Below are 20,905 nucleotides of genomic sequence, written 5' to 3'. Positions count from 1 at the left end.
GGAGATCTGCAGGGGGTCTTGTCTGGGAATCGCCGAAAGCGACGGCATTCACGCCCGCCGTTGACACCTTCTCGCGCGCTGTAAGGACACCGTAACGGCGGTCTGGAAAAGTCGTTATAGTAGCAGGTTTGGCCTTCTCCCTCGCCAGGTTATGGAACAGATTCGCATCCGTGGAGCCCGCACCCACAACCTGAAAAACGTCAATCTCGACCTGCCGCGCCATCAGCTCATCGTGATCACGGGCCTGTCGGGTTCCGGCAAATCGTCGCTCGCCTTCGATACGCTCTACGCCGAAGGCCAGCGCCGCTACGTCGAGAGCCTGTCGGCCTACGCGCGGCAGTTCCTGCAGTTGATGGAGAAGCCCGATGTCGATCTCATCGAGGGGCTGTCGCCCGCCATCTCGATCGAGCAGAAGGCGACCTCGCACAACCCGCGCTCGACGGTCGGCACGGTCACCGAAATCCACGACTACCTGCGCCTGCTCTATGCCCGCGTCGGCACGCCCTACTGCCCCGATCACAATATCGCGCTCGAGGCGCAAAGCGTCTCGCAGATGGTCGACGCCGCACTCGCGCTGCCCGAGGAAACGAAGCTGATGATCCTCGCGCCCGTCGTGGCGAACCGCAAGGGCGAACATGCCGAGCTCTTCGAGCAGATGCAGGCGCAAGGCTTCATCCGCTTTCGGATCCGCTCGGGCGGCGGCACCGCCAACGAAGGCAGCGCAACGGTCTGCGATGTCGATTCGCTGCCCAAGCTGAAGAAGAACGACAAGCATTCGATCGACGTGGTCGTGGACCGCCTGAAAGTGCGCGCCGATATGAAGCAGCGCCTTGCGGAATCGTTCGAAACGGCGCTGCGGCTCGCCGACGGCCGTGCGGTCGTCCTCGAAATGGATACGGGACAAGAGCATATGTTCAGCTCGAAGTTCGCGTGTCCCGTCTGCTCGTATTCGTTGCCCGAACTCGAGCCGCGTCTTTTCTCGTTCAACAACCCGATGGGCGCGTGCCCGGATTGCGACGGGCTCGGCCAGATCACCTTCTTCGACCCGAAGCGCGTGGTGGCCTACCCGTCGATTTCGCTCGCGGCGGGTGCCGTCAAAGGCTGGGACCGGCGCAATCAGTTCTATTTCCAGATGCTGCAAAGCCTCGCGGCCTATTACGAATTCGATATCGATACGGCGTTCGAAGACTTGCCCGAGAAGATCAAGAAACTGATTCTCTTCGGCTCGGGCAAGGAGACGATCCCGTTCTCGTACATCAACGAGCGCGGCCGCGCGAGCGTGCGCGAACACGTCTTCGAAGGCATCATCCCGAACCTGGAGCGGCGCTACCGCGAAACGGACTCGGCCGCGGTGCGCGAAGAACTCGCCAAGTACCAGAACAATCAGCCGTGCCCGTCATGCGACGGCTCGCGGCTGCGCCGAGAGGCGCGTTTCGTGCGGCTCGGCACCGATGGTCAGGCACGCGCCATCTATGAAATCAGCGGCTCGCCGCTGCGCGATGCGCTCGGCTATTTCCAGACCTTGTCGCTCGAAGGCGCGAAACGCGAGATCGGCGAAAAAGTCATCAAGGAAATCGTCGCCCGGCTCATGTTTCTCAACAACGTCGGGCTGGATTATCTCTCGCTCGAACGCAGCGCGGATACGCTTTCGGGCGGCGAGGCGCAGCGCATCCGCCTCGCTTCGCAGATCGGCTCGGGCCTCACCGGCGTCATGTACGTACTCGACGAGCCGTCGATCGGCCTGCACCAGCGCGACAACGACCGGCTCATCGCGACGCTGAAGCATCTGCGCGATCTCGGCAACTCGGTCATCGTCGTCGAGCACGACGAGGACATGATCCGCATGGCCGACTACGTCGTGGACATGGGCCCCGGCGCGGGCGAGCACGGTGGCATGATCATCTCGCAGGGCACACCCGACGAGGTCGAGGGTGATGCCGCTTCGATGACGGGTCAGTATCTCGCCGGCGCGCGCCGAATCGAATTTCCCGATGAGCGCAAGGACCCGGACGAGCGACATCTGCGCATCGTCGAAGCGCATGGCAACAACCTCAAGCATGTGACGCTCGACCTGCCGGTCGGCCTGCTCACCTGCGTGACGGGCGTGTCGGGCTCCGGCAAATCGACGCTGATCAACGACACGCTCTATAACGCAGTCGCGCAACATCTGTATGGTTCGACGACCGAGCCGGCGCCCTACGAATCGATCGAGGGGCTCGAGCACTTCGACAAGGTCATCAACGTCGATCAATCGCCTATCGGCCGCACGCCGCGCTCGAATCCTGCCACCTACACGGGCGTGTTCACGCCGATCCGCGAGCTCTTTGCCGGCGTGCCCACGGCCAAGGAGCGCGGCTACGACCCGGGACGATTCTCGTTCAACGTCAAGGGCGGCCGTTGCGAAGCCTGCCAGGGCGACGGCGTGCTGAAGGTGGAGATGCATTTTCTGCCCGATGTCTATGTGCCGTGCGACGTCTGCCACGGCAAGCGCTACAACCGCGAGACGCTCGAAGTTCAATACAAGGGCAAGAACATCAGCGAGGTGCTCGACATGACCGTCGAGCATGCGTACGAATTCTTCGGCGCGGTTCCTGTCATTTCGCGCAAGCTCAAGACGCTGCTCGATGTGGGCCTCGGGTACATCCGCCTGGGGCAATCGGCCACCACGCTATCGGGCGGCGAAGCGCAACGCGTCAAACTATCGCTTGAACTTTCGAAGCGCGATACGGGACGAACACTTTATATCCTTGACGAACCGACGACGGGCCTGCATTTTCATGACATCGCCTTGCTGCTGGAAGTCATCCACCGGTTACGCGATCATGGCAATAGTGTCGTAATCATCGAGCATAATCTCGATGTCATAAAAACTGCGGACTGGGTCATCGATCTCGGTCCCGAAGGCGGAGCCGGAGGCGGGCAGATCATCGCGCAGGGTACGCCCGAACAGATTGCGAGATCTAAAGCGAGCTTCACGGGGAAATATCTTGCGCCGCTGCTCGCGCGCCGCTAACGCGGCATATTGCGCTGCAACGCACAAGAAATAGGCATCGCGGCCTGAACTGGCTGGAGACGAAAGGCGTCATGGTCAAGCGCAATGAAGCACAGGAAGATTTGCCCGTACGGGAGCAGCCGCCGCGTCAGGTGCGGCTTACGAGCGACATGAGCCTGCCGAGGCTGTCGGCGGTCGAAATTGGCAGCTACGCCGTCGTGCTGTTCGGCATGTGGGCGGTGATCGAATGGAAGCTGCTGGGCGCGCTGCTCGCCGGCATGCTCGTGTACCAGCTCGTGCATACGATCGCACCCGCGATCGAGCGGCATATGTCGAGCCAGCGGGCGCGCTGGCTGGCGGTCGTCATCCTCGCAATGGTCGTCGTGGGCGGCCTGACGAGCCTGGCCATCGGCATGATCGAGCACTTCGAGCATACGGTGCCCAATATCCAGACTTTGCTCGATCAGGTGATGCAGATCGTGGAGCAGGCCCGCGGGCGCGCTCCAGAATGGATCTCGGCGATGCTGCCCGTCGATGCCGCGCAAATGAAGGAAAAGGCCGGCATGCTCGTGCATACGCACATGGGCCAGCTCCAGCAAGGCGGGAAAAACGTCGCGCGCGGGTTCGGACATGTTCTCTTCGGCATGATCATCGGCGCGATGATCGCGATCACGACCGAGCGCCACGTTCAGCGGCTGCCGCTCGCGCGGGCGTTCGCGACACGCGTCGCCCGCTTTGCGGATGCCTTCAGGCGCATCGTTTTCGCGCAGATCAAGATCTCGGCCATCAATGCCGTGTTCACGGCGCTTTACCTGTTGCTCGCCCTGCCCATCTTTCATCAACGGCTGCCGCTGTCGAAAACGCTTGTCCTCATTACGTTCATCGCGGGCCTTTTGCCCGTCATCGGCAATCTGATCTCGAATACGCTGATCGTGGCTGTCTCGCTCTCCGTGAGCCTGCCGACGGCTATCGCCTCGCTCGGCTTTCTCGTGGCGATCCACAAGCTCGAGTACTTCCTGAACGCGCGCATCGTCGGCGGACAGATCGAAGCCCGCGCCTGGGAGTTGCTGCTCGCCATGCTGATCATGGAAGCGGCGTTCGGCATACCGGGGCTTGTCGCCGCGCCCATCTTCTACGCCTATATCAAGCGCGAGCTCATCTATTTGCGGCTGATCTGAGACGCTGGCAGCCGCTCACCGGAACACGACGGTCTTCGTTCCGTTGAGCACGATGCGGTGCTCGACATGCCACTTCACCGCACGCGCGAGCGTCACGCACTCCACGTCCCTTCCGATCGCCGTCAACTGGTCGGGCGTCATGCTGTGATCGACCCGCTCGACTTCCTGCTCGATGATCGGGCCTTCGTCGAGATCGGTCGTCACGTAATGCGCCGTCGCACCGATCAGCTTCACGCCACGATCGAACGCCTGGTAATAAGGCTTCGCGCCTTTGAAGCTCGGCAGGAACGAATGATGGATGTTGATCGCGCGACCGGCGAGCTTCTCGCACAGCGCCGGCGAAAGGATCTGCATGTAGCGCGCGAGCACGACGAGATCGACGTCGCTTCGCTCGATCACTTCATAGACGCGCGCTTCCTGTGCGGCTTTCGCGGCGTCCGTCGATTCCGTCAACGGGAAATGATGAAACGGTATGTCGTAGCTCGCGGCCAGTTGATAAAAGTCTCGATGGTTCGAAATGATCGCGGGGATTTCGATCGGCAGTTGACCCGTGCGATAGCGAAACAGCAAATCGTTCAGGCAATGGCCGATCTTCGACACCATGATGACGACGCGCGGCTTCACCGTCGCGTCGTGCACCTCCCAGCGCATCGAAAACTGCTCGGCCAGCTCCGAAAAAGCAGTGCGCAGCGCGTCGAGCGCCGGTCCGCCGCCGACCTGCTGGAAATGCACGCGCATGAAGAACTCGCCGGTACGGCTATCGCCGAATTGCGCCGAATCGAGGATATTGCTGCCGCGCTCGAACAGGAATCCGGAAACGGCGTGAACGATGCCGGGCCGGTCGGGACAGGACAGTTTGAGGATGAAGCTGTGTTCGGTCGACATGACCTGCGAACTCCTTTGTTGATTCGATAGCGCGCGCCGCGCTAAATCGATGCGGGCGGCGGCGCAATGAAGAGCGTGTCGATGCCAGCGCAGCTCTCTTCGTCGATCCAGCGGTGCCGCAAGAAACATTCGAGGCTGGCGAGGCTCGCGTCCACCGTCATCGCGCCTTCCTCGATCCACCGCGCGACTTCATCGACGCGCGCCAGACGGTGCTCGCTGACTTCGCCGTCCTGATTGCGCGGCGAGAAGTCCTGCGGCAGCATCAGATCGTAGACGAAGATCTGCTCCGACTGCGTGCCCTCGGGAATCGTCTGCAGCACATGCACGGCGCGCCCAGCGACGGCGCGCGAAGCGAGCGCCTCGCCGATGCCGGCCTCTTCCCAGCACTCCTTGGCGAGCGTCGCCTCGATGCCGAGCCCCCACGCAATGCCGCCGGCGACGACGTTATCGAGCAGCCCCGGATCGGTCGCCTTGGTGTCGCTGCGGCGCGCGATCCAAAGCTGCGGTGCGCGATCCGGGTATTTTACGATGCCGTTCAGATGCACCGCATACGTCATCGTGCCGAAAAAGCGCGCGGCGGCGCGTTCGATATAGGCGAGCGGCGGCTCGTCGAACCTGTTGCGCACTGCGTAGATCTCGTCGCGCCAGCCTACGATCCGGCCGGCGGCCGCCAGCGCGCCGATGACGGCCCCGAGCGCCGCCGAACGCGTGTCGGCGTTTTCGTCGAAGCGCGCGGCAAGCGTGACGCGCGCCGCCTCGAGCATGAAAACGTCGGGCCAACGCGCGAGCAGCGAGACGTCGGACTCGCGAATCCACCCGACCTGCCGCCCGGCGAGCCAGAACGGTCGATGGGCGCGCGCGTCGAAACACCGCGCGGCGGCGATACAAGGCAAGCTCATGGTTCCTCCGTTGCCGCTCAATCGCGCAGCGCGACGCGCAAGCCGAGCGCGACGAAGGTCGCACCGGCCAGCCGGTCGAGCCAGACGCCGATGCGTGGCCGGCGCTTGAGCCATGCGTCGATCGCCCCCGCCGACAGCCCGAAAAGCGAAAAGATCACAACCGTCTCGAGCATGAACACGAGACCGAGCCCGATCATCTGCACGGCCACGCTCGTCGCCGCGGCGGGGTCGACGAATTGCGGTAAAAACACGATGAAAAAGAGCGTGACCTTCGGATTGAGCATGTTGCCGAGCACGCTTTGCCGAAAGACGGTCGAAAGCCGCTGCTGCGGCCTCGCATGCGCCTCGCTGAGGCCGCGGCTCATCAGGGCTTTCACGCCGATCCAGATCAGATATGCGCCGCCCGCAAGCTTGACGAGATGAAACGCGAACGGGGAGGCGCGCAAGAGCGCGGCAATGCCGAAAGCGGCAAGCGTCGTATGGAAAACGACGCCGGCCGCGAATCCGAGCGCTGCAACCAAGCCGGCCGCCCGCCCCTGCGAGATGCCGCGCGCAATGACTTGCAGATTGTCGGGCCCGGGCGCGACGGTGATGGCGGCCGAGGCCGCGGCAAAAAGCGCTATCTGGTTCATCCGTTGGCTTCCTGTCTAGGTGGGACAGTCGACGGGCGAAGCCGCGGCAGCACACGAGCTCGTGCGCCGAAGCAACGCCGCGCCGGCTCAATGGCCCGAGAATTCGGCGATCGTATAGAGCGGCAGCCCGTTGTCGCGCAACAGCTTGGAGCCGCCGAGATCGGGCAGATCGATGATCGCGGCGCCTTCGATCACGTGCGCGCCAAGCCGCTCGAGCAGTTTCTTGCCTGCCATCATCGTGCCGCCTGTTGCGATGAGATCGTCGACGATGACGACGCGATCGCCGGCCTTGCAGGCATCCTCGTGAATTTCCACGGTGGCCGTGCCGTACTCGAGCGAATACGATTCGGACACCGTGCGAAACGGCAGCTTGCCGATCTTGCGGATCGGAACGAACCCCAGATTGAGCTCATAGGCGACGATCGGCGCAATGATGAAGCCGCGTGCGTCGAGCCCGGCGATGTAGTCGAGCTTCGCCTCGACATAACGCTCGATGAACAGGTCGATCAGCACGCGCAGCGTTTTCGGGCGCTGCAAGAGCGGCGTGATATCGCGGAACTGGACCCCGGGCATCGGCCAGTCGGGAATCGTGCGGATCTGGCTTTTGATGAACGCGGCGGCGTCGTGCGGCTCGTGCTCGGGCGGGTTGGACATGGAAACTCTCCGAAGGACGGCCCGCCTCGCCCGGCAGGCCCGATCGATCAAAAACGAAAATGCGCTCGCCGGCGCCGCGCGTCAGACGGTCGCCGCCCCGGCGCGGCGGTTCTTCGAGAGCCGCGCCTCGGCCAGCGCGAGCGCCTCGGGCACCCCTCGCAGCACGACGATATCGGCCTCGCGCAGCTTGGTTTCGGGACCCGGCTCGACACCGCGAATGCCATGCCGCCGAATGGCCGTCACCTCGACGCCGAGCTCGCTCAAGCCAAGTTCCTCGAGCGTGCGGCCGACAGCCTCGGCGTTGCCGTCGACGGGCACCGATTGTAGCCGCACCTGCTCATGGCCGTCGTCATCGCCCAGATCGTCGGCGCCGCGGAAATAGCCGCGCAACAGGCTGTAGCGCGCATCGCGCATTTCCTCGACGCGCCGCACGACGCGCCGCATCGGCACGCCCATCAGCACGAGCGTGTGCGAAGCCAGCATGAGGCTGCCCTCGACGATCTCGGGGATGACCTCCGTCGCGCCGGCGGCGAGCAGCCGTTCGAGGTCGGCGTCGTCGACGGTGCGCACGATGATCGGCAGCGCCGGTTCGAGCTCGTGCACGTTGTGCAGTACGCGCAGCGCGGACGACGTATTGGCGTAGGTGATCGCAACGGTCGCCGCGCGGTGAATACCGGCCGCAACGAGCGATTCGCGGCGCGCGGCATCGCCGAACACGACGGACTCGCCGGCCGCTGCGGCGGCGTTCACACGATCGGGATCGAGATCGAGCGCGACATACGACAGCCCTTCATGCTCGAGCATGCGCGCGAGGTTCTGCCCCGAGCGGCCGTATCCGCAGATGATGACATGGCCTTGCTGCCGCAGGCTTTGCGTCGCGATACGGGTCATCTGCAGCGACTGCTGCATCCATTCCGTCGACGAAAGCCGCAGGACGATACGGTCGGCGTTCTGGATGATGAGCGGCGCCGCCAGCATCGACAGCAGCATCGAAGCGAGAATCACCTGCAGCAGCACCGGATCGACGAGGTGCTTGTCCTCGATCAGGTTCAGCAGCACAAAGCCGAATTCGCCGGCCTGCGCGAGGCCGAGCCCGGTACGCATCGCTACGCCCGGTGTCGCGCCGAAAAGCCGCGTGAGCCCTGTCACCATGACAGCTTTCAGCAGCACCGGTCCGACGAGCAACGCCAGCACCAGCAACGGATGCGAAACGAGCACGCGCGGATTGAGCAGCATACCCGTCGTCACGAAGAACAGTCCGAGCAGCACATCGCGAAACGGCTTGATGTCTTCTTCCACCTGATGCCGATAGGGCGTCTCCGCGATCAGCATGCCGGCAATGAACGCCCCGAGCGCAAGCGAGAGCCCGAACTTGTCGGTGATGAACGCGGCACCGAGCGTCACGAGCAACAGGTTCAGAACGAAGAGTTCCTGCGAGCGCCGGCGCGCCACCAGATCGAACCAGCGCGTCATGAACCGCTGCCCGACCATCAGCAGGACCGCGAGCGCGACCACGATCTTCAGCGCGGCCACGCCGAGCGTCGCAGCAAGGTTGCGGGAATCGCCGCCGAGCGCCGCGATGATGATGAGCAGCGGCACCACGGCGAGATCCTGAAAGAGCAATACGCCGAAGATGTTGCGTCCATGCTCGGTCTCGATCTCGAGCCGCTCGGCGAGCATCTTGCTGACGATGGCCGTCGACGACATCGCGAGCGCGCCGCCGAGCGCGATACACCCTTGCCACGGAACGTGCATCCAGCGCTCGAGCGCGAGCCCGCCCAGCAGTGCAAGCGCGACCGTGCCGATCACCTGCAGCAGCCCCAGCCCGAAAACGAGCGTCTTCATCGCACGCAGCTTCGTCAGCGAGAATTCGAGCCCGATCGAGAACATCAAGAAGACGATGCCGAATTCGGCCAGATTCTGAGCCCGTTCCGTATTCGGTGCGATGCCGAGCGCGTGCGGCCCGACGATGATGCCGACGGCCAGGTAGCCGAGCATCGGAGGCATATTGAGATAGCGAAACAGCACGACCCCTGCCACGGATGCCAGGAGCAGCAACAGCGTCATCTCGAGCGGGGATATCACGTGCGATGCGTCCTCTTTGTCTGCGGATGAGCGCCGCGCGTTGAGAAAGGCGTGCCTGCGCCTCAGGACTTCCCGCCCGCTTGCCGAGGTTCGCGCAGGCTGGCCGGGCGCGGCGAACGCCTTTGTTATACTCCGCGAATGATAGCGAAAATCAATGGCAACCGGGCATTGGCGCTCGCCCGGGAGGTGCTCGAGATCGAGGCTGACGCCGTACGCGCCTTGCGCGATCGCATCGACGAGAGCTTCGTCACCGCGATCGATCTGCTTCTGAGCTGCCGCGGCCGTGTCGTGGTCTCGGGTATCGGCAAATCGGGGCATGTGGCGCGCAAACTCGCGGCCACGCTCGCGAGTACGGGCACGCCGGCGTTTTTCGTGCATCCGGCCGAAGCGAGCCACGGAGACCTCGGCATGATCGCGGCCGACGACGTCTTCATCGCGCTGTCGAACTCGGGGGAATCGGAGGAGCTCGTTGCCATTTTGCCGCTCGTGAAGCGCATCGGCGCCAAGCTCATCGCCATGACGGGCCGTCCCGAATCGAGCCTCGCCCGCCTCGCGGATGTCCACCTGAACGCGGGCGTCGAAAAGGAAGCCTGTCCGCTCAATCTCGCGCCGACGGCGAGCACGACGGCCGCGCTCGCGCTCGGCGACGCGCTCGCGGTGGCCGTCCTCGATGCCCGCGGCTTCGGCGCCGACGATTTCGCGCGCTCGCACCCGGGCGGTGCCCTGGGCCGGCGGCTGCTCACCTACGTGCGCGATGTCATGCGTACCGGCGATCAGGTGCCGAAGGTTGCGACGGCCGCGACCGTGCGCGACGCCCTGTTCCAGCTCACGGCCAAGCGCATGGGTATGACGGCGATCGTCGACGAGGACGACCGCGTCGCGGGCATCTTCACCGACGGCGATTTGCGTCGTGTGCTCGAGCGCACGGGCGACTTCCGCGAGCTGCCGATCGCCGATGTCATGACCCGCTCGCCGCGCGCGATCGGTGCGGACCGCCTGGCCGTGGAAGCCGTGGAACTGATGGAGCGCCACCGCATCAATCAGATGCTCGTGATCGACGACGCCGGCAAGCTGATCGGCGCGCTCAACATGCACGACCTCTTTTCGAAGAAGGTGATCTGATGACCGCAACACCGCTGAGCGCTACCGAACGCGCGAGCCGCGTGAAGCTGATGGTGTTCGACGTGGACGGCGTACTGACCGACGGCGCATTGCACTTCACGGCCGAAGGCGACTTCATGAAGTCCTTCAATTCGATGGACGGCCATGGACTGAAGCTGCTGCGCGAAGCCGGCGTCGAAACGGCCATCATCACGGGACGGCGCTCGGAAATCGTGGCACGGCGCGCTGAAGAGCTGCGCATTTCGCATCTTTACCAAGGGGCCGACGAAAAGGCCACGGTGCTTGCGGAACTGCTGCGCGCAACGAGGGTTTCGGCGGACGCTTGCGGCTATATGGGCGACGATTGGCCCGACCTCGCGTCCATGCTCCAATGCGGCTTCGCGGCCGCTCCGGCCAACGCGCATCCCGAGGTGATCGCGCGCGCACACTGGGTCTCGAAGGCGCGCGGCGGCTACGGTGCCGTCCGCGAACTCTGCGAGACGATCCTGCACGCACAGCATCGCTACGACGCGCTGCTCGCAGCGGCATGCGGAGTGCGCAGCGCATGAATGCTTCGCGCTTCACGTCGATGGTTTCGCTCGTCGCGATGGCGGCACTGGCCGGCGGCACTTACTGGCTGCTGCAGGCAACGCGGCCGCCCGCCGCGGCCGGGACCGCGGCTCCGAAGACCCATTCGCCCGACTATTTCGCCGATAACTTCTCGGTATCCGAGCTCGATAACTCGGGCTTGACGCAGTACCGGCTCACCGCCATCCGCATGGTGCACTACGAGGACGACGAAAAAAGCGACCTCACGCACCCCGCGATCCGCGCCTTCCAGCCCGGCAAGCCCGTCGTGACGGCGACGGGCGAGCGCGGCACCGTGAACGCCGATGCCTCGGTCGTCGATCTTTACGACAACGCGCGGATTCTGCGCGCGGCCGGCATGGGCGACCCGGAAATGCAGGCGGATTCGTCGCACTTTCGCGTGCTCGTGAACGACGATGTGATCGAGACGGAAAAGCCGGTTAAACTGCGGCGCGGCCAGTCCGTCATGACGGCCAGCGCGATGAAGTACAACAACGTCACCCGGTTCATGCAGCTCTTCGGCAATGTACGCGGCGCCATCGCCCCGTCTGAACAGTCCGGCAGCGCGCCGAAATGACCGGTTGATCCCAAACGTAGCGTGACCGCATGAACCCATCGTTCTTTTTTTCCGAGTACCGCCGCGCGTGCGCCTGTCTCAAGGCCGTGCTGCTGGCCGCCGCCTGCGGCGTCGGCCTCGGCGGCGCGCCGCTCGCGCATGCCGAGCGCGCCGATCGCGACAAGCCGCTCAATATCGAAGCGGACAACATGACCTACGATGACCTCAAGCAGGTCAACATCTTCACGGGTCACGTGGTTGCCACGAAGGGCACGATCGTCATCAAGGCCGACCGCGTCGAAGTGAAGCAGGACCCTCAGGGTTACCAATATGCGACGGGCACGATGACGGGCCACGGGCTCGCTTATTTCCGCCAAAAGCGCGATGGCGTCGACGAATACGTCGACGGCACCGCTGAACGCATCGACTACGACGGCAAACAGGACTTGACGACACTGACGACGAATGCGACGGTGAGACGCTTGCAGGGCCTTTCGACGGTGATGGATCAGGTGCATGGCAGCGTCATCACCTATGACGGCCAGAAAGAGTTCTATACCGCGCGCGCGGGCAAGGACGTCGCGGGACCGGGCAATCCGACCGGACGCGTGCGCGCGATGCTCTCGCCGCGCAACGGCGCGCCGGGGCCGCTCAACGGCAGCCCCGCCACGCTCGCGCCGGCCACGGGAATTCAAGGGACACCGCAGCAGTGAATACGCTTTCCACTACCGAGGCCGGGGCGAATGCCGCCGCTCACGCCACCGCACCCGCAAAAACGAGCTCGCTCGTCGTGCGCAACCTGAGGAAACGCTACGGTTCGCGCACCGTCGTGAAAGACGTCTCGCTCGACGTGAAAAGCGGCGAGGTGGTGGGGCTGCTCGGCCCCAACGGCGCGGGCAAGACCACATCGTTTTACATGATCGTCGGTCTCGTGCCGCTCGACGCGGGGGACATCATGCTCGACGGCAACCCGATCAGCTTCATGCCGATCCACAAGCGCGCGGCGCTCGGTCTGTCCTATCTGCCGCAGGAAGCGTCGGTGTTTCGCAAGCTGACCGTGGAACAGAATATCCGCGCCGTGCTCGAACTGCTGCATGACGAGAACGGCAAGCGGCTCGGGAAACAAGCCATCGAGGCCCGCACCGAGGCGCTGCTCGACGAGCTGCAGATCGGCCATCTGCGCGAAAACCCGGCGCTCTCGCTTTCCGGCGGCGAACGCCGGCGCGTCGAGATCGCGCGCGCGCTCGCGACGAATCCGAGCTTCATCCTGCTCGACGAGCCATTTGCCGGTGTGGACCCGATCGCGGTGCTCGAAATCCAGAAAATCGTCAAATTCCTCAAGCAGCGCAACATCGGCGTACTGATCACCGATCACAACGTGCGTGAAACGCTCGGTATCTGCGATCACGCCTACATCATCAGCGATGGCAGCGTGCTGGCCGCCGGCGCGCCGCGCGAAATCATCGAAAACGAGAGCGTGCGGCGCGTCTATCTCGGCGAGCATTTCCGCATGTAACGTGCTCGGGCCGGGGCGCGGCACCCTGTCGGCCCGATCGGCCCGGCCTTTTCCGTCCGTCTGCAATTTTTACCCCCTCCCGCGCCCCGGGGCGCGCGGCCCGACCTCGATCGGGAAAAACCGCGCGCGGCGAGGTTTCGCGCTTGTGGCAAAGTCTCTACAATGAAACCCAACTTGCCATGAAAGCCAGCCTTCAACTTCGCCTGTCGCAGCATCTTGCGCTGACCCCTCAACTGCAACAGTCCATTCGGCTGCTGCAGCTGTCCACGCTCGAACTTCAGCAGGAAGTGGCGATGGCGGTCGCGCAAAACCCCTTGCTCGAAAGCGAGGAGGAATGGATCGCGAGTCCGTTGCGCGTGGCCGGTGACGGCTCCGTGATCGCCCAGACGCCCGGACCCAGCGCGCCGGAGCCGATGAGCGGCAACGCCTCCGACGGCGCGTCGGAGCACGCGGGAACGAGCGACTCGGGTCCCACGGACGAGTACAACGGCCTATCCTCGTCGGACAGCGGCGATGCGTCGCAGTGGAACCTGGACGACTACGGCCGCTCGTCGACTCCCTCGGACGACGACGACCTGCCGCCGCTGCAGATCCACGAGCCGACGACAACCCTGCGCGACCACCTGATGGCGCAGCTGCGTGTCACGCAGGCAGGCCTGCGCGACCGGGCACTGATCACTTTCCTGATCGAGTCGCTCGATGACGATGGCTACCTCACCGCGTCGCTCGACGAAGTAATCGCCGATCTGCCGGAAGAGCTGGAAGTCGATCTCGACGAGCTGAATGCCGCGCTCGCGCTGTTGCACAGCTTCGATCCCGCCGGCGTCGGTGCGCGCTCCGCCTCCGAGTGCCTGCGGCTGCAGTTGCTGCGGCTGCCCGATACACCGACACGCAAGCTCGCCCTGGAGATCGTGGGGCAGCATCTCGAGTTGCTGGCCGCGCGCGATTTCACGCGTTTGAAGAAACAGCTTAAGACGACCGATGACGCGCTGCGTGAAGCGCACGCGCTGATCCGCTCGCTCGAGCCCTTTCCAGGCGCGGCCTACGGCAAAGCCGAAGCCGATTATGTGGTGCCGGATATCATCGTGAGAAAGACCGGCCAGGGATGGCAGGCCGAGCTGAACCCGGAGGTGGTTCCCCGGCTGCGGATCAACCACCTCTACGCGAACATCCTGCGCAACAATCGCGGCGACCCGGGCAGCGGCTCGTTGCGCCAGCAACTGCAGGAAGCCCGTTGGTTGATCAAGAACATCCAGCAACGCTTCGAAACGATCCTGCGCGTCGCGCAGGCCATCGTCGAGCGTCAGAAGAGCTTTTTCGTGCACGGCGAAATCGCCATGCGCCCCTTGGTTTTGCGGGAAATAGCTGATACGCTGGGCTTACACGAATCGACGGTCTCGCGCGTCACTACCGGCAAGTACATGCTCACCCCATTCGGGACGCTGGAATTCAAGTACTTTTTCGGGTCGCACGTCTCGACCGACACAGGGGGGGCCGCCTCATCCACGGCCATTCGCGCGCTCATCAAGCAACTGATAGGAGCAGAAGACTCGAAAACGCCTCTTTCAGACAGCCGCATAGCCGAACTGCTGGCCGAACAGGGCTTCGTGGTAGCGCGTAGAACCGTCGCCAAATACCGCGAAGCGCTGAAGATCCCGGCAGTCAACCTGCGCAAGTCTCTGTAGCTTTTCGCGTTTACGCGGAAGGCATTTTCCGGCCGCGATGCCATTGGCGCGAGGGCCGGCCGAGACGACCCGCCGCTCGTCAGTCACGCGGGGTGATGTTCGAGCGGGCCGCTTTCCGACCGGTTACGTCGCGCCCATGTGCGTGAGAAGGCCATTTGTTTGGAGAGCCCTATGAATCTGAAGATCAGTGGACGCCATCTCGAAGTAACGCCAGCACTGCGCGAATATGTGGTTACCAAGCTGGACAAGGTGCTACGACACTTCGATCAGGTGATTGATGGCAACGTGGTCCTCTCGGTCGACAATCAGAAGGAAAAGGACAAGCGGCAAAAAGTGGAAATCAATCTCCATCTAAAGGGCAAAGACATCTTCATCGAAAGCGCCAACGGCGATCTGTACGCCGCTATCGATCTCATGATCGACCGGCTCGATCGGCAGGTCATGCGCCACAAAGAGCGCATCCAGGAACATCAACACGACGCCATCAAGCACCAGGAGGCGCCGCTAGGCGAGCAGCCACAGCCCTGAGTCGAGCGGGCGACACGCAGGACGCGCGCCGCTCACCCCGCGAAGCCGCCCTGAAACGGGCGGTTTTTTCATGCGTGCGCCGCACCGCCCGAACCGCTCGAATTGCGCGTTCGTCCGCACGTTTGCGCAGTGCAACACCCTATCCGGCTGATTTATAATGTGCCGGTCATTTGCGGGGCAGCCGGCCAAGTCGCCGTTCGAGGCACGGGCCACGAATCCGACCGGCCCGGTCGAAACCGACAACCCGTCAGTTGCCGCGAGGAGCGCCCAGGCGACGCGTTAGCCTGCCAACATGAATCGTTTAGCCAAATTCCTTCCCCTCGAAAACGTCGTCATCGAACTATCCGTCACGAGCAAGAAGCGCGTATTCGAGCAAGCGGGGCTGATTTTCGAAAACCAGAACGGAATCGCACGCAGCGCAGTGACGGACAACCTGTTCGCGCGCGAACGCCTCGGCTCGACAGGTCTCGGCGAAGGTGTCGCCATTCCGCACGGCCGGATCAAAGGCCTCAAGCAGCCGCTCGCCGCCTTCGTGCGCCTGGAGCAGCCGATTCCATTCGAAGCCCCGGACGGCCAGCCCGTTTCGCTCCTGATCTTCCTGCTCGTCCCCGAGCAGGCCACGCAGCAGCACCTCGAAATCCTGTCCGAGATCGCCCAGTTGCTCTCCGATCGCGAAACGCGCGAACGACTGCATACGGAAGCAAGCCGCGAGGAGTTGCATCGGCTGCTCACCCAGTGGCACCCTTGAAACTATCGTGAACTCGCCCGGGAGGGCATTCGCACACGGCACGGACGCGCAGCCCGTCGATCGGCGGCGCGCGTCGACGGCCGGCGGGCTGTAGCAGTCTATTTGGACGGAGTCAGGGATTCATGGATACTTCCAGCATCAACGCCCAGAGCATCTTCGACGACAACGCAGCCTCGCTCAAATTGAGCTGGCTGACGGGGCATGAAGGCTGGGAACGCGGCTTTTCGGCGGAGACCGTCGCCAATGCAACCTCGAGCGCGGATCTCGTCGGCCACCTGAATCTCATCCATCCGAACCGGATCCAGGTGCTGGGCGATGCCGAGGTCAACTACTATCAGCGGCAAACGGACGAGGACCGCTCGCGCCATATGGCGGAGCTGATCGCGCTCGAGCCGCCGTTTCTCGTCGTTGCGGGCGGAGTCGCCGCGCCGCCCGAGCTCGTGCTGCGCTGTACGCGCTCGTCTACGCCGCTTTTCATGACGCCGGTGTCGGCCGCCGCCGTCATCGACAATCTGCGCCTTTACATGTCGCGCATTCTTGCTCCGCGCGCGACACTGCATGGCGTATTTCTCGACATCCTCGGCATGGGCGTATTGCTGACCGGCGACTCCGGTCTCGGCAAAAGCGAACTCGGTCTCGAACTCATCAGCCGCGGCCACGGACTCGTGGCCGATGACGCCGTCGACTTCGTCCGACTCGGCCCCGATTTCGTCGAAGGCCGCTGCCCGCCGCTGTTGCAAAACCTGCTCGAAGTGCGCGGCCTCGGCTTGCTCGACATCAAGACGATCTTCGGCGAAACGGCGGTGCGCCGGAAGATGAAGCTGAAACTGATCGTCCAGCTCGTACGCCGCCCGGACGGCGAATTCCAACGGCTGCCGCTCGAAAGCCAGACGGTCGACGTGCTGGGCCTGCCGATCAGCAAAGTCACGATCCAGGTGGCCGCCGGGCGCAACCTCGCCGTGCTCGTCGAGGCCGCGGTGCGCAATACGATCCTGCAGTTGCGCGGTATCGACACGCTGCGCGATTTCATGGACCGCCAACGCCTCGCAATGCAGGATCCCGACAGCCAGTTGCCCGGCAAGCTCATGTGATCGATGGCCGGACAGGCGCATGCCGCCCCCGCCCATTGTCCGATCGAACGAGGCCCGATGCTGGTGATATGATGAGACGAACGACTCTTCTCCCATGCGTATAGTCCTGATCACCGGCATTTCCGGCTCCGGCAAATCTGTCGCACTGAACGCGCTCGCGGACGCGGGGTATTACTGCGTCGACAACCTGCCGCCGCGCTTTTTGCCGTCGCTCGTGCAATACCTGGCAACCGAGGACGATGGGCAGGAGCGGCTCGCGGTCGCCATCGATGCCCGTTCGAGCGCCTCGCTCGACGAGATGCCCGGCATCATCCGCGATCTGGCCAGCGAACACGATGTGCGCGTGCTGTTCCTCAATGCGAGCACCCAGTCGCTCATCCAGCGCTTTTCCGAAACTCGGCGCCGTCATCCGCTTTCGGGCACGCCGGCGCACGATGCCGATGTCGGATTGCTCGCCTCGCTCGAAGAAGCGATCGAGCGGGAGCGGCACCTGGTGGCGCCGCTCGCGGAGTTCGGGCATCAGATCGATACCAGCAGCTTGCGCGCGAACGTGTTGAGGGCGTGGGTGACCCGCTTCATCGAAGATCAGCGCGAAGGCTTGATGCTGATGTTCGAATCGTTCGGGTTCAAGCGCGGCTTGCCGCTCGACGCCGACTTCGTATTCGATGTGCGCGCTTTGCCGAACCCGTACTACGATGATCGTCTGCGTCCACTGACCGGACGCGATAAAGCGGTCATCGATTACCTGGATGCACTGCCGATCGTTCACGAGATGATCGACGATATTCATACCTTCGTGATGAAGTGGCTGCCGCGGTTCCGCGAAGACAACCGCAGCTACTTGACCGTCGCGATCGGATGCACGGGCGGGCAGCACCGCTCCGTGTTCATCGCGGAGACGCTCGCCGCGCGTCTTGCCCGCGAAGCGACCGTCATCGTGCGGCACCGGGACGCGCCGGTTCAAATCGGCGAATCGTCGAGACTAGTGGCTTAACCCGCCGCGCTCAAGGCAGCGGCTCTTTCGAAGCGTTGCGCCATGTCCTCCAATCCTGCCGTCTACGCCGATCTACCGCTCTTTCCCCTGCACACGGTGCTGTTCCCCGACGGGACCTTGCCGCTTAAGATTTTCGAGGCGCGCTATCTCGACATGGCACGAACGTGCTTGCGCGAGGATGCCCCCTTCGGCGTGTGCCTGCTGAAAAGCGGAAGCGAAGTGGCGCACGGCGACGAGCCCGCCGTGCCCGAAGCAATCGGTTGTCTCGCGCGCATCGAGCATTGCGATGTCGACGAGTTCGGCATGCTGCACGTTCGCGCCCGCGGCACCGGGCGCTTCCGGCTGCTCTCGCACCGGGTGGAAGCGAGCGGTCTGCTCGTCGGCATGGCCGAGCCGCTCGCCCCGGACATTCCGCTCGAAGGCGCCGACGCCCTGGCGAAGTTCGGTGCCTGCGCGGAAGTGCTCGAACGCATCATCGAAACGCTTCGCGAGCGCGACCCGGAGTGTCAGCCGTTCGGCGAGCCGCTGCGCTTCGACGATCCCACGTGGGTCTCGAATCGGCTCTCGGAAGTGTTGCAAATCCCGTTGCGGGCGCGCCAGAGACTCATGGAGCTCGTCGACGTCAACGCTCGCATCGATTGCGTCCACCACTATATGCAGCAGCATCAGTTGCTCTAGCCGGACGGTCGATGTTCGAAGCGCGTGTTTTACGTGAATAGCTCGCCATGGCGCTGGGGCCCCCGCGTCATAGCAACGAGCCCGTCAGGCCCTTGAGCCCCTCGAGCAGCTTGCGCACCGGCGCAGGCACGCCATAGGCGTCGAGTTCGTCCAGCGGCACCCATTCGCTCTGTTCGTCGCGTAGCTCGCTCGCACCTTGCGCCGCGCGCACATCGTAGACCGCCAGGCGCGGTTCGATATCGAGCCTGAAGTGGGTAAACGTATGCGTGAGCGGCGCGAGGCGAGCCAGCGCATTCGTCGCGCCGAGTTCGCCCGCCCGCGCGGCGAGCGCGGCTTCATCGGCCGCTTCGGGCAAGCTCCATAGTCCGCCCCAGATGCCCGTGGGCGGACGCCGTTCGAGCAGCACGGCGGGCCCGTCGCGCAATATCAACATCCAGGTACGGCGAGTGGGAATCGTCTTTTTCGGGCGCGCGACGGGTAGCTCGCGCTGCCGCCCCGTCAAGTTGGCCACGCATTCGGCGGCAAATGGACAGCGCGCACAATCGGGTTTGCCGCGTACGCACAGCGTCGCGCCAAGATCCATCAGACCTTGGGTGTAGGCACTTACTTGGGCGCTGCTGGCGTCCGCGCCCGGCATCAGCGTGTCGGCCAGCGCCCACATGGCTATCTCCACGCGTTTGTCGCCAGGAAATCCGTCGATGCCGAAGATGCGGGCGAGCACACGCTTGACGTTGCCATCGAGGATCGTCGCACGCGCGCCGAATGCGAACGACGCGATCGCAGCCGCAGTCGATCGGCCAATGCCGGGCAGCGTGGCGAGCGCGTCCGGCGATGCCGGAAATTCGCCGCCATGCTGCGCGACGACGACTTGTGCGCAGCGGTGCAAATTGCGCGCACGGGTGTAGTAACCGAGGCCCGCCCAAAGCGCCATGACGTCGTCGACGCTCGCCGCGGCCAGCGCGGCGACATCGGGAAAGCGCGAGAGGAACCGGGCGTAGTAGGGAATCACCGTTGCGACTTGCGTCTGTTGCAACATGATCTCGGAGAGCCAGATCCGATAAGGGTCGCGCGTGTTTTGCCACGGCAGGTCATGACGGCCGTGCCGGCGCTGCCAGGCGATGAGACGCTCGGCAAAGACGGCACGCATCTCGACTGGGGCAGGCGCCGTGCAATCGGGCGCGATCAGAGCAAGGTCGGACATGAGAGAAAAAGTTGAAGTCAGCGCTGGCAATGCGCACAGAAATACGTCGAGCGCTGCCCCTGCACGAGATGCCGGATAGGGGTGCCGCAAACGCGGCACGGCAAGCCGGCCCGGTCGTAGACATGGCAATCGAGCTGGAAGTAGCCGCTTTCGCCGTCGCTGCCGACGAAATCGCGCAGCGTGCTGCCGCCGCGCTCGATCGCCGCGGCAAGCGTGGCGCACACGGCTTGCGCGAGCCGCTCGCAGCGCGTGTTCGACAGGCGACCGGCCGCGGTCGTCGGCCGGATACCGGCTCGAAACAGGCTCTCGGAAGCGTAAATGTTGCCGACGCCTACGACGATGTCTCCCGCCAGGAGCGCCTGCTTGATCGACACCTTGCGCCCGCGCGTGCGCTGGTGAATCAGCGCACCCGTGAACTCGGGCGAGAACGGTTCGACCCCGAGGCCGGCCAACAGCGGATGAGTATCGATGCTGCCAGCGGTGCGCGGATGCCAAAGGACGGCCCCGAAGCGGCGCGGATCGCGGTAGCGCAGCACGAATTCATCGAAGATCCAGTCGATATGGTCGTGCCTGGCTGGCGCCGGAATGCCGGCGTGCGGCAAGACGCGCAGCGTGCCGGTCATGCCGAGATGGACGATGAACCAGCCGGCGTCGATCTCGAACAGCAGGTACTTGCCGCGTCGCCCCACTGCCCTGATCTGCTGCCGGGCCAGCGTGGCCGCGAGTTGCGCCGGAATGGGCCAGCGCAAAGCCGGCGTGCGCACGTCGACGCGCTCCACGCGGCGCCCGCGCACGTAGGGCTCGATACCGCGGCGGGTCACTTCGACTTCTGGCAGCTCTGGCATGTCAATTGGCTGTGAATCACTGGAGATAGGGCGCTACTTGCGCGGTCGA

General features: G+C 64.1%; 20 protein-coding genes. 13 read left to right on the top strand and 7 right to left on the bottom strand.

Going from position 1 to position 20,905, the window contains the following annotated elements:
* The first annotated feature begins 151 nt into the window (after positions 1–151).
* Both uvrA and GWC77_RS01540 read left to right on the top strand, forming a co-directional pair.
* A complete protein-coding gene (gene uvrA, locus GWC77_RS01545; RefSeq protein WP_173255090.1) occupies positions 152–3,013 on the top strand; it encodes an excinuclease ABC subunit UvrA in 2,862 nt (953 codons plus the stop codon).
* A 71-nt stretch (positions 3,014–3,084) separates the two neighbouring features.
* The gene (locus GWC77_RS01540; protein WP_173255089.1) at positions 3,085–4,170 is read left to right on the top strand and encodes an AI-2E family transporter; all 1,086 of its coding nucleotides are present in this window, start codon (positions 3,085–3,087) and stop codon (positions 4,168–4,170) included.
* A gap of 15 nt (positions 4,171–4,185) precedes the next feature.
* Here GWC77_RS01540 and purU read toward each other — a convergent pair whose 3' ends face one another.
* From purU to GWC77_RS01515, 5 genes are all read right to left on the bottom strand, one after another.
* Positions 4,186–5,055, bottom strand: coding sequence for a formyltetrahydrofolate deformylase (gene purU / locus GWC77_RS01535; protein WP_173255088.1), 870 nt, complete (start codon positions 5,053–5,055; stop codon positions 4,186–4,188).
* A gap of 41 nt (positions 5,056–5,096) precedes the next feature.
* Positions 5,097–5,954, bottom strand: coding sequence for an NUDIX hydrolase family protein (locus tag GWC77_RS01530; RefSeq protein WP_173255087.1), 858 nt, complete (start codon positions 5,952–5,954; stop codon positions 5,097–5,099).
* A 17-nt stretch (positions 5,955–5,971) separates the two neighbouring features.
* The gene (locus tag GWC77_RS01525; protein WP_173255086.1) at positions 5,972–6,586 is read right to left on the bottom strand and encodes a LysE family translocator; all 615 of its coding nucleotides are present in this window, start codon (positions 6,584–6,586) and stop codon (positions 5,972–5,974) included.
* An 87-nt stretch (positions 6,587–6,673) separates the two neighbouring features.
* Positions 6,674–7,240, bottom strand: a complete 567-nt coding sequence (locus tag GWC77_RS01520) for an adenine phosphoribosyltransferase (RefSeq protein WP_173255085.1) — start codon at positions 7,238–7,240, stop codon at positions 6,674–6,676.
* A gap of 81 nt (positions 7,241–7,321) precedes the next feature.
* The gene (locus GWC77_RS01515; protein ID WP_173255084.1) at positions 7,322–9,325 is read right to left on the bottom strand and encodes a monovalent cation:proton antiporter family protein; all 2,004 of its coding nucleotides are present in this window, start codon (positions 9,323–9,325) and stop codon (positions 7,322–7,324) included.
* 138 nt (positions 9,326–9,463) lie between these two features.
* On the opposite strand from GWC77_RS01515, the gene kdsD reads away from it, so the two are divergent.
* The 11 genes from kdsD (at position 9,464) to GWC77_RS01460 (ending at position 18,810) form a co-directional block, all read left to right on the top strand.
* Complete coding sequence (gene kdsD, locus GWC77_RS01510) at positions 9,464–10,447, top strand: arabinose 5-phosphate isomerase KdsD (RefSeq protein ID WP_173255083.1); 984 nt, start codon at positions 9,464–9,466, stop codon at positions 10,445–10,447.
* Complete coding sequence (locus tag GWC77_RS01505) at positions 10,447–10,995, top strand: HAD family hydrolase (protein WP_173255082.1); 549 nt, start codon at positions 10,447–10,449, stop codon at positions 10,993–10,995. The genes kdsD and GWC77_RS01505 overlap by 1 nt, the downstream gene beginning before the upstream one ends.
* On the top strand, positions 10,992–11,591 hold the full coding sequence (lptC, locus tag GWC77_RS01500; protein WP_173255081.1) for an LPS export ABC transporter periplasmic protein LptC: 600 nt from the start codon (positions 10,992–10,994) through the stop codon (positions 11,589–11,591). The genes GWC77_RS01505 and lptC overlap by 4 nt, the downstream gene beginning before the upstream one ends.
* Positions 11,592–11,620: 29 nt before the next feature.
* Complete coding sequence (gene lptA, locus GWC77_RS01495) at positions 11,621–12,283, top strand: lipopolysaccharide transport periplasmic protein LptA (protein ID WP_173255080.1); 663 nt, start codon at positions 11,621–11,623, stop codon at positions 12,281–12,283.
* 77 nt (positions 12,284–12,360) lie between these two features.
* Positions 12,361–13,086, top strand: a complete 726-nt coding sequence (gene lptB, locus GWC77_RS01490; protein ID WP_173255154.1) for an LPS export ABC transporter ATP-binding protein — start codon at positions 12,361–12,363, stop codon at positions 13,084–13,086.
* A gap of 179 nt (positions 13,087–13,265) precedes the next feature.
* Positions 13,266–14,771, top strand: a complete 1,506-nt coding sequence (locus GWC77_RS01485; protein WP_173255079.1) for an RNA polymerase factor sigma-54 — start codon at positions 13,266–13,268, stop codon at positions 14,769–14,771.
* Between the two features lie 171 nt (positions 14,772–14,942).
* Complete coding sequence (raiA, locus tag GWC77_RS01480; RefSeq protein WP_173255078.1) at positions 14,943–15,299, top strand: ribosome-associated translation inhibitor RaiA; 357 nt, start codon at positions 14,943–14,945, stop codon at positions 15,297–15,299.
* Between the two features lie 292 nt (positions 15,300–15,591).
* On the top strand, positions 15,592–16,047 hold the full coding sequence (gene ptsN / locus GWC77_RS01475) for a PTS IIA-like nitrogen regulatory protein PtsN (RefSeq protein WP_173255077.1): 456 nt from the start codon (positions 15,592–15,594) through the stop codon (positions 16,045–16,047).
* A gap of 122 nt (positions 16,048–16,169) precedes the next feature.
* A complete protein-coding gene (gene hprK, locus GWC77_RS01470) occupies positions 16,170–17,138 on the top strand; it encodes an HPr(Ser) kinase/phosphatase (protein ID WP_173255076.1) in 969 nt (322 codons plus the stop codon).
* Between the two features lie 94 nt (positions 17,139–17,232).
* The gene (rapZ, locus tag GWC77_RS01465) at positions 17,233–18,132 is read left to right on the top strand and encodes an RNase adapter RapZ (protein WP_173255075.1); all 900 of its coding nucleotides are present in this window, start codon (positions 17,233–17,235) and stop codon (positions 18,130–18,132) included.
* A 42-nt stretch (positions 18,133–18,174) separates the two neighbouring features.
* On the top strand, positions 18,175–18,810 hold the full coding sequence (locus GWC77_RS01460) for an LON peptidase substrate-binding domain-containing protein (RefSeq protein ID WP_173255074.1): 636 nt from the start codon (positions 18,175–18,177) through the stop codon (positions 18,808–18,810).
* A 67-nt stretch (positions 18,811–18,877) separates the two neighbouring features.
* Here the strand turns inward: GWC77_RS01460 and mutY are convergent, their stop codons facing one another.
* A complete protein-coding gene (mutY, locus tag GWC77_RS01455; RefSeq protein WP_173255153.1) occupies positions 18,878–19,957 on the bottom strand; it encodes an A/G-specific adenine glycosylase in 1,080 nt (359 codons plus the stop codon).
* 71 nt (positions 19,958–20,028) lie between these two features.
* Entirely contained in the window at positions 20,029–20,856 is an 828-nt protein-coding gene (gene mutM, locus GWC77_RS01450) for a bifunctional DNA-formamidopyrimidine glycosylase/DNA-(apurinic or apyrimidinic site) lyase (protein WP_173255073.1), read from the bottom strand.
* Between the last annotated feature and the right edge of the window lie 49 nt (positions 20,857–20,905).

This window comes from Paraburkholderia sp. NMBU_R16, assembly GCF_013282575.1.
Taxonomy (GTDB): Bacteria; Pseudomonadota; Gammaproteobacteria; order Burkholderiales; family Burkholderiaceae; genus Trinickia.
Note: the sequence above shows the minus strand (reverse complement) of the source record. Positions and strands in the feature narration are given on the sequence as shown.

Bases quoted from the DNA above. Each gene is read 5' to 3' on its own strand.
- uvrA (WP_173255090.1), top strand. From the start codon at position 152: ATGGAACAGATTCGCATCCGTGGAGCCCGCACCCACAACCTGAAAAAC.
- GWC77_RS01540 (WP_173255089.1), top strand. From the start codon at position 3,085: ATGGTCAAGCGCAATGAAGCACAGGAAGATTTGCCCGTACGGGAGCAG.
- purU (WP_173255088.1), bottom strand. From the start codon at position 5,055: ATGTCGACCGAACACAGCTTCATCCTCAAACTGTCCTGTCCCGACCGG.
- GWC77_RS01530 (WP_173255087.1), bottom strand. From the start codon at position 5,954: ATGAGCTTGCCTTGTATCGCCGCCGCGCGGTGTTTCGACGCGCGCGCC.
- GWC77_RS01525 (WP_173255086.1), bottom strand. From the start codon at position 6,586: ATGAACCAGATAGCGCTTTTTGCCGCGGCCTCGGCCGCCATCACCGTC.
- GWC77_RS01520 (WP_173255085.1), bottom strand. From the start codon at position 7,240: ATGTCCAACCCGCCCGAGCACGAGCCGCACGACGCCGCCGCGTTCATC.
- kdsD (WP_173255083.1), top strand. From the start codon at position 9,464: ATGATAGCGAAAATCAATGGCAACCGGGCATTGGCGCTCGCCCGGGAG.
- GWC77_RS01505 (WP_173255082.1), top strand. From the start codon at position 10,447: ATGACCGCAACACCGCTGAGCGCTACCGAACGCGCGAGCCGCGTGAAG.
- lptC (WP_173255081.1), top strand. From the start codon at position 10,992: ATGAATGCTTCGCGCTTCACGTCGATGGTTTCGCTCGTCGCGATGGCG.
- lptA (WP_173255080.1), top strand. From the start codon at position 11,621: ATGAACCCATCGTTCTTTTTTTCCGAGTACCGCCGCGCGTGCGCCTGT.
- GWC77_RS01485 (WP_173255079.1), top strand. From the start codon at position 13,266: ATGAAAGCCAGCCTTCAACTTCGCCTGTCGCAGCATCTTGCGCTGACC.
- raiA (WP_173255078.1), top strand. From the start codon at position 14,943: ATGAATCTGAAGATCAGTGGACGCCATCTCGAAGTAACGCCAGCACTG.
- ptsN (WP_173255077.1), top strand. From the start codon at position 15,592: ATGAATCGTTTAGCCAAATTCCTTCCCCTCGAAAACGTCGTCATCGAA.
- hprK (WP_173255076.1), top strand. From the start codon at position 16,170: ATGGATACTTCCAGCATCAACGCCCAGAGCATCTTCGACGACAACGCA.
- rapZ (WP_173255075.1), top strand. From the start codon at position 17,233: ATGCGTATAGTCCTGATCACCGGCATTTCCGGCTCCGGCAAATCTGTC.
- GWC77_RS01460 (WP_173255074.1), top strand. From the start codon at position 18,175: ATGTCCTCCAATCCTGCCGTCTACGCCGATCTACCGCTCTTTCCCCTG.
- mutY (WP_173255153.1), bottom strand. From the start codon at position 19,957: ATGCGTGCCGTCTTTGCCGAGCGTCTCATCGCCTGGCAGCGCCGGCAC.
- mutM (WP_173255073.1), bottom strand. From the start codon at position 20,856: ATGCCAGAGCTGCCAGAAGTCGAAGTGACCCGCCGCGGTATCGAGCCC.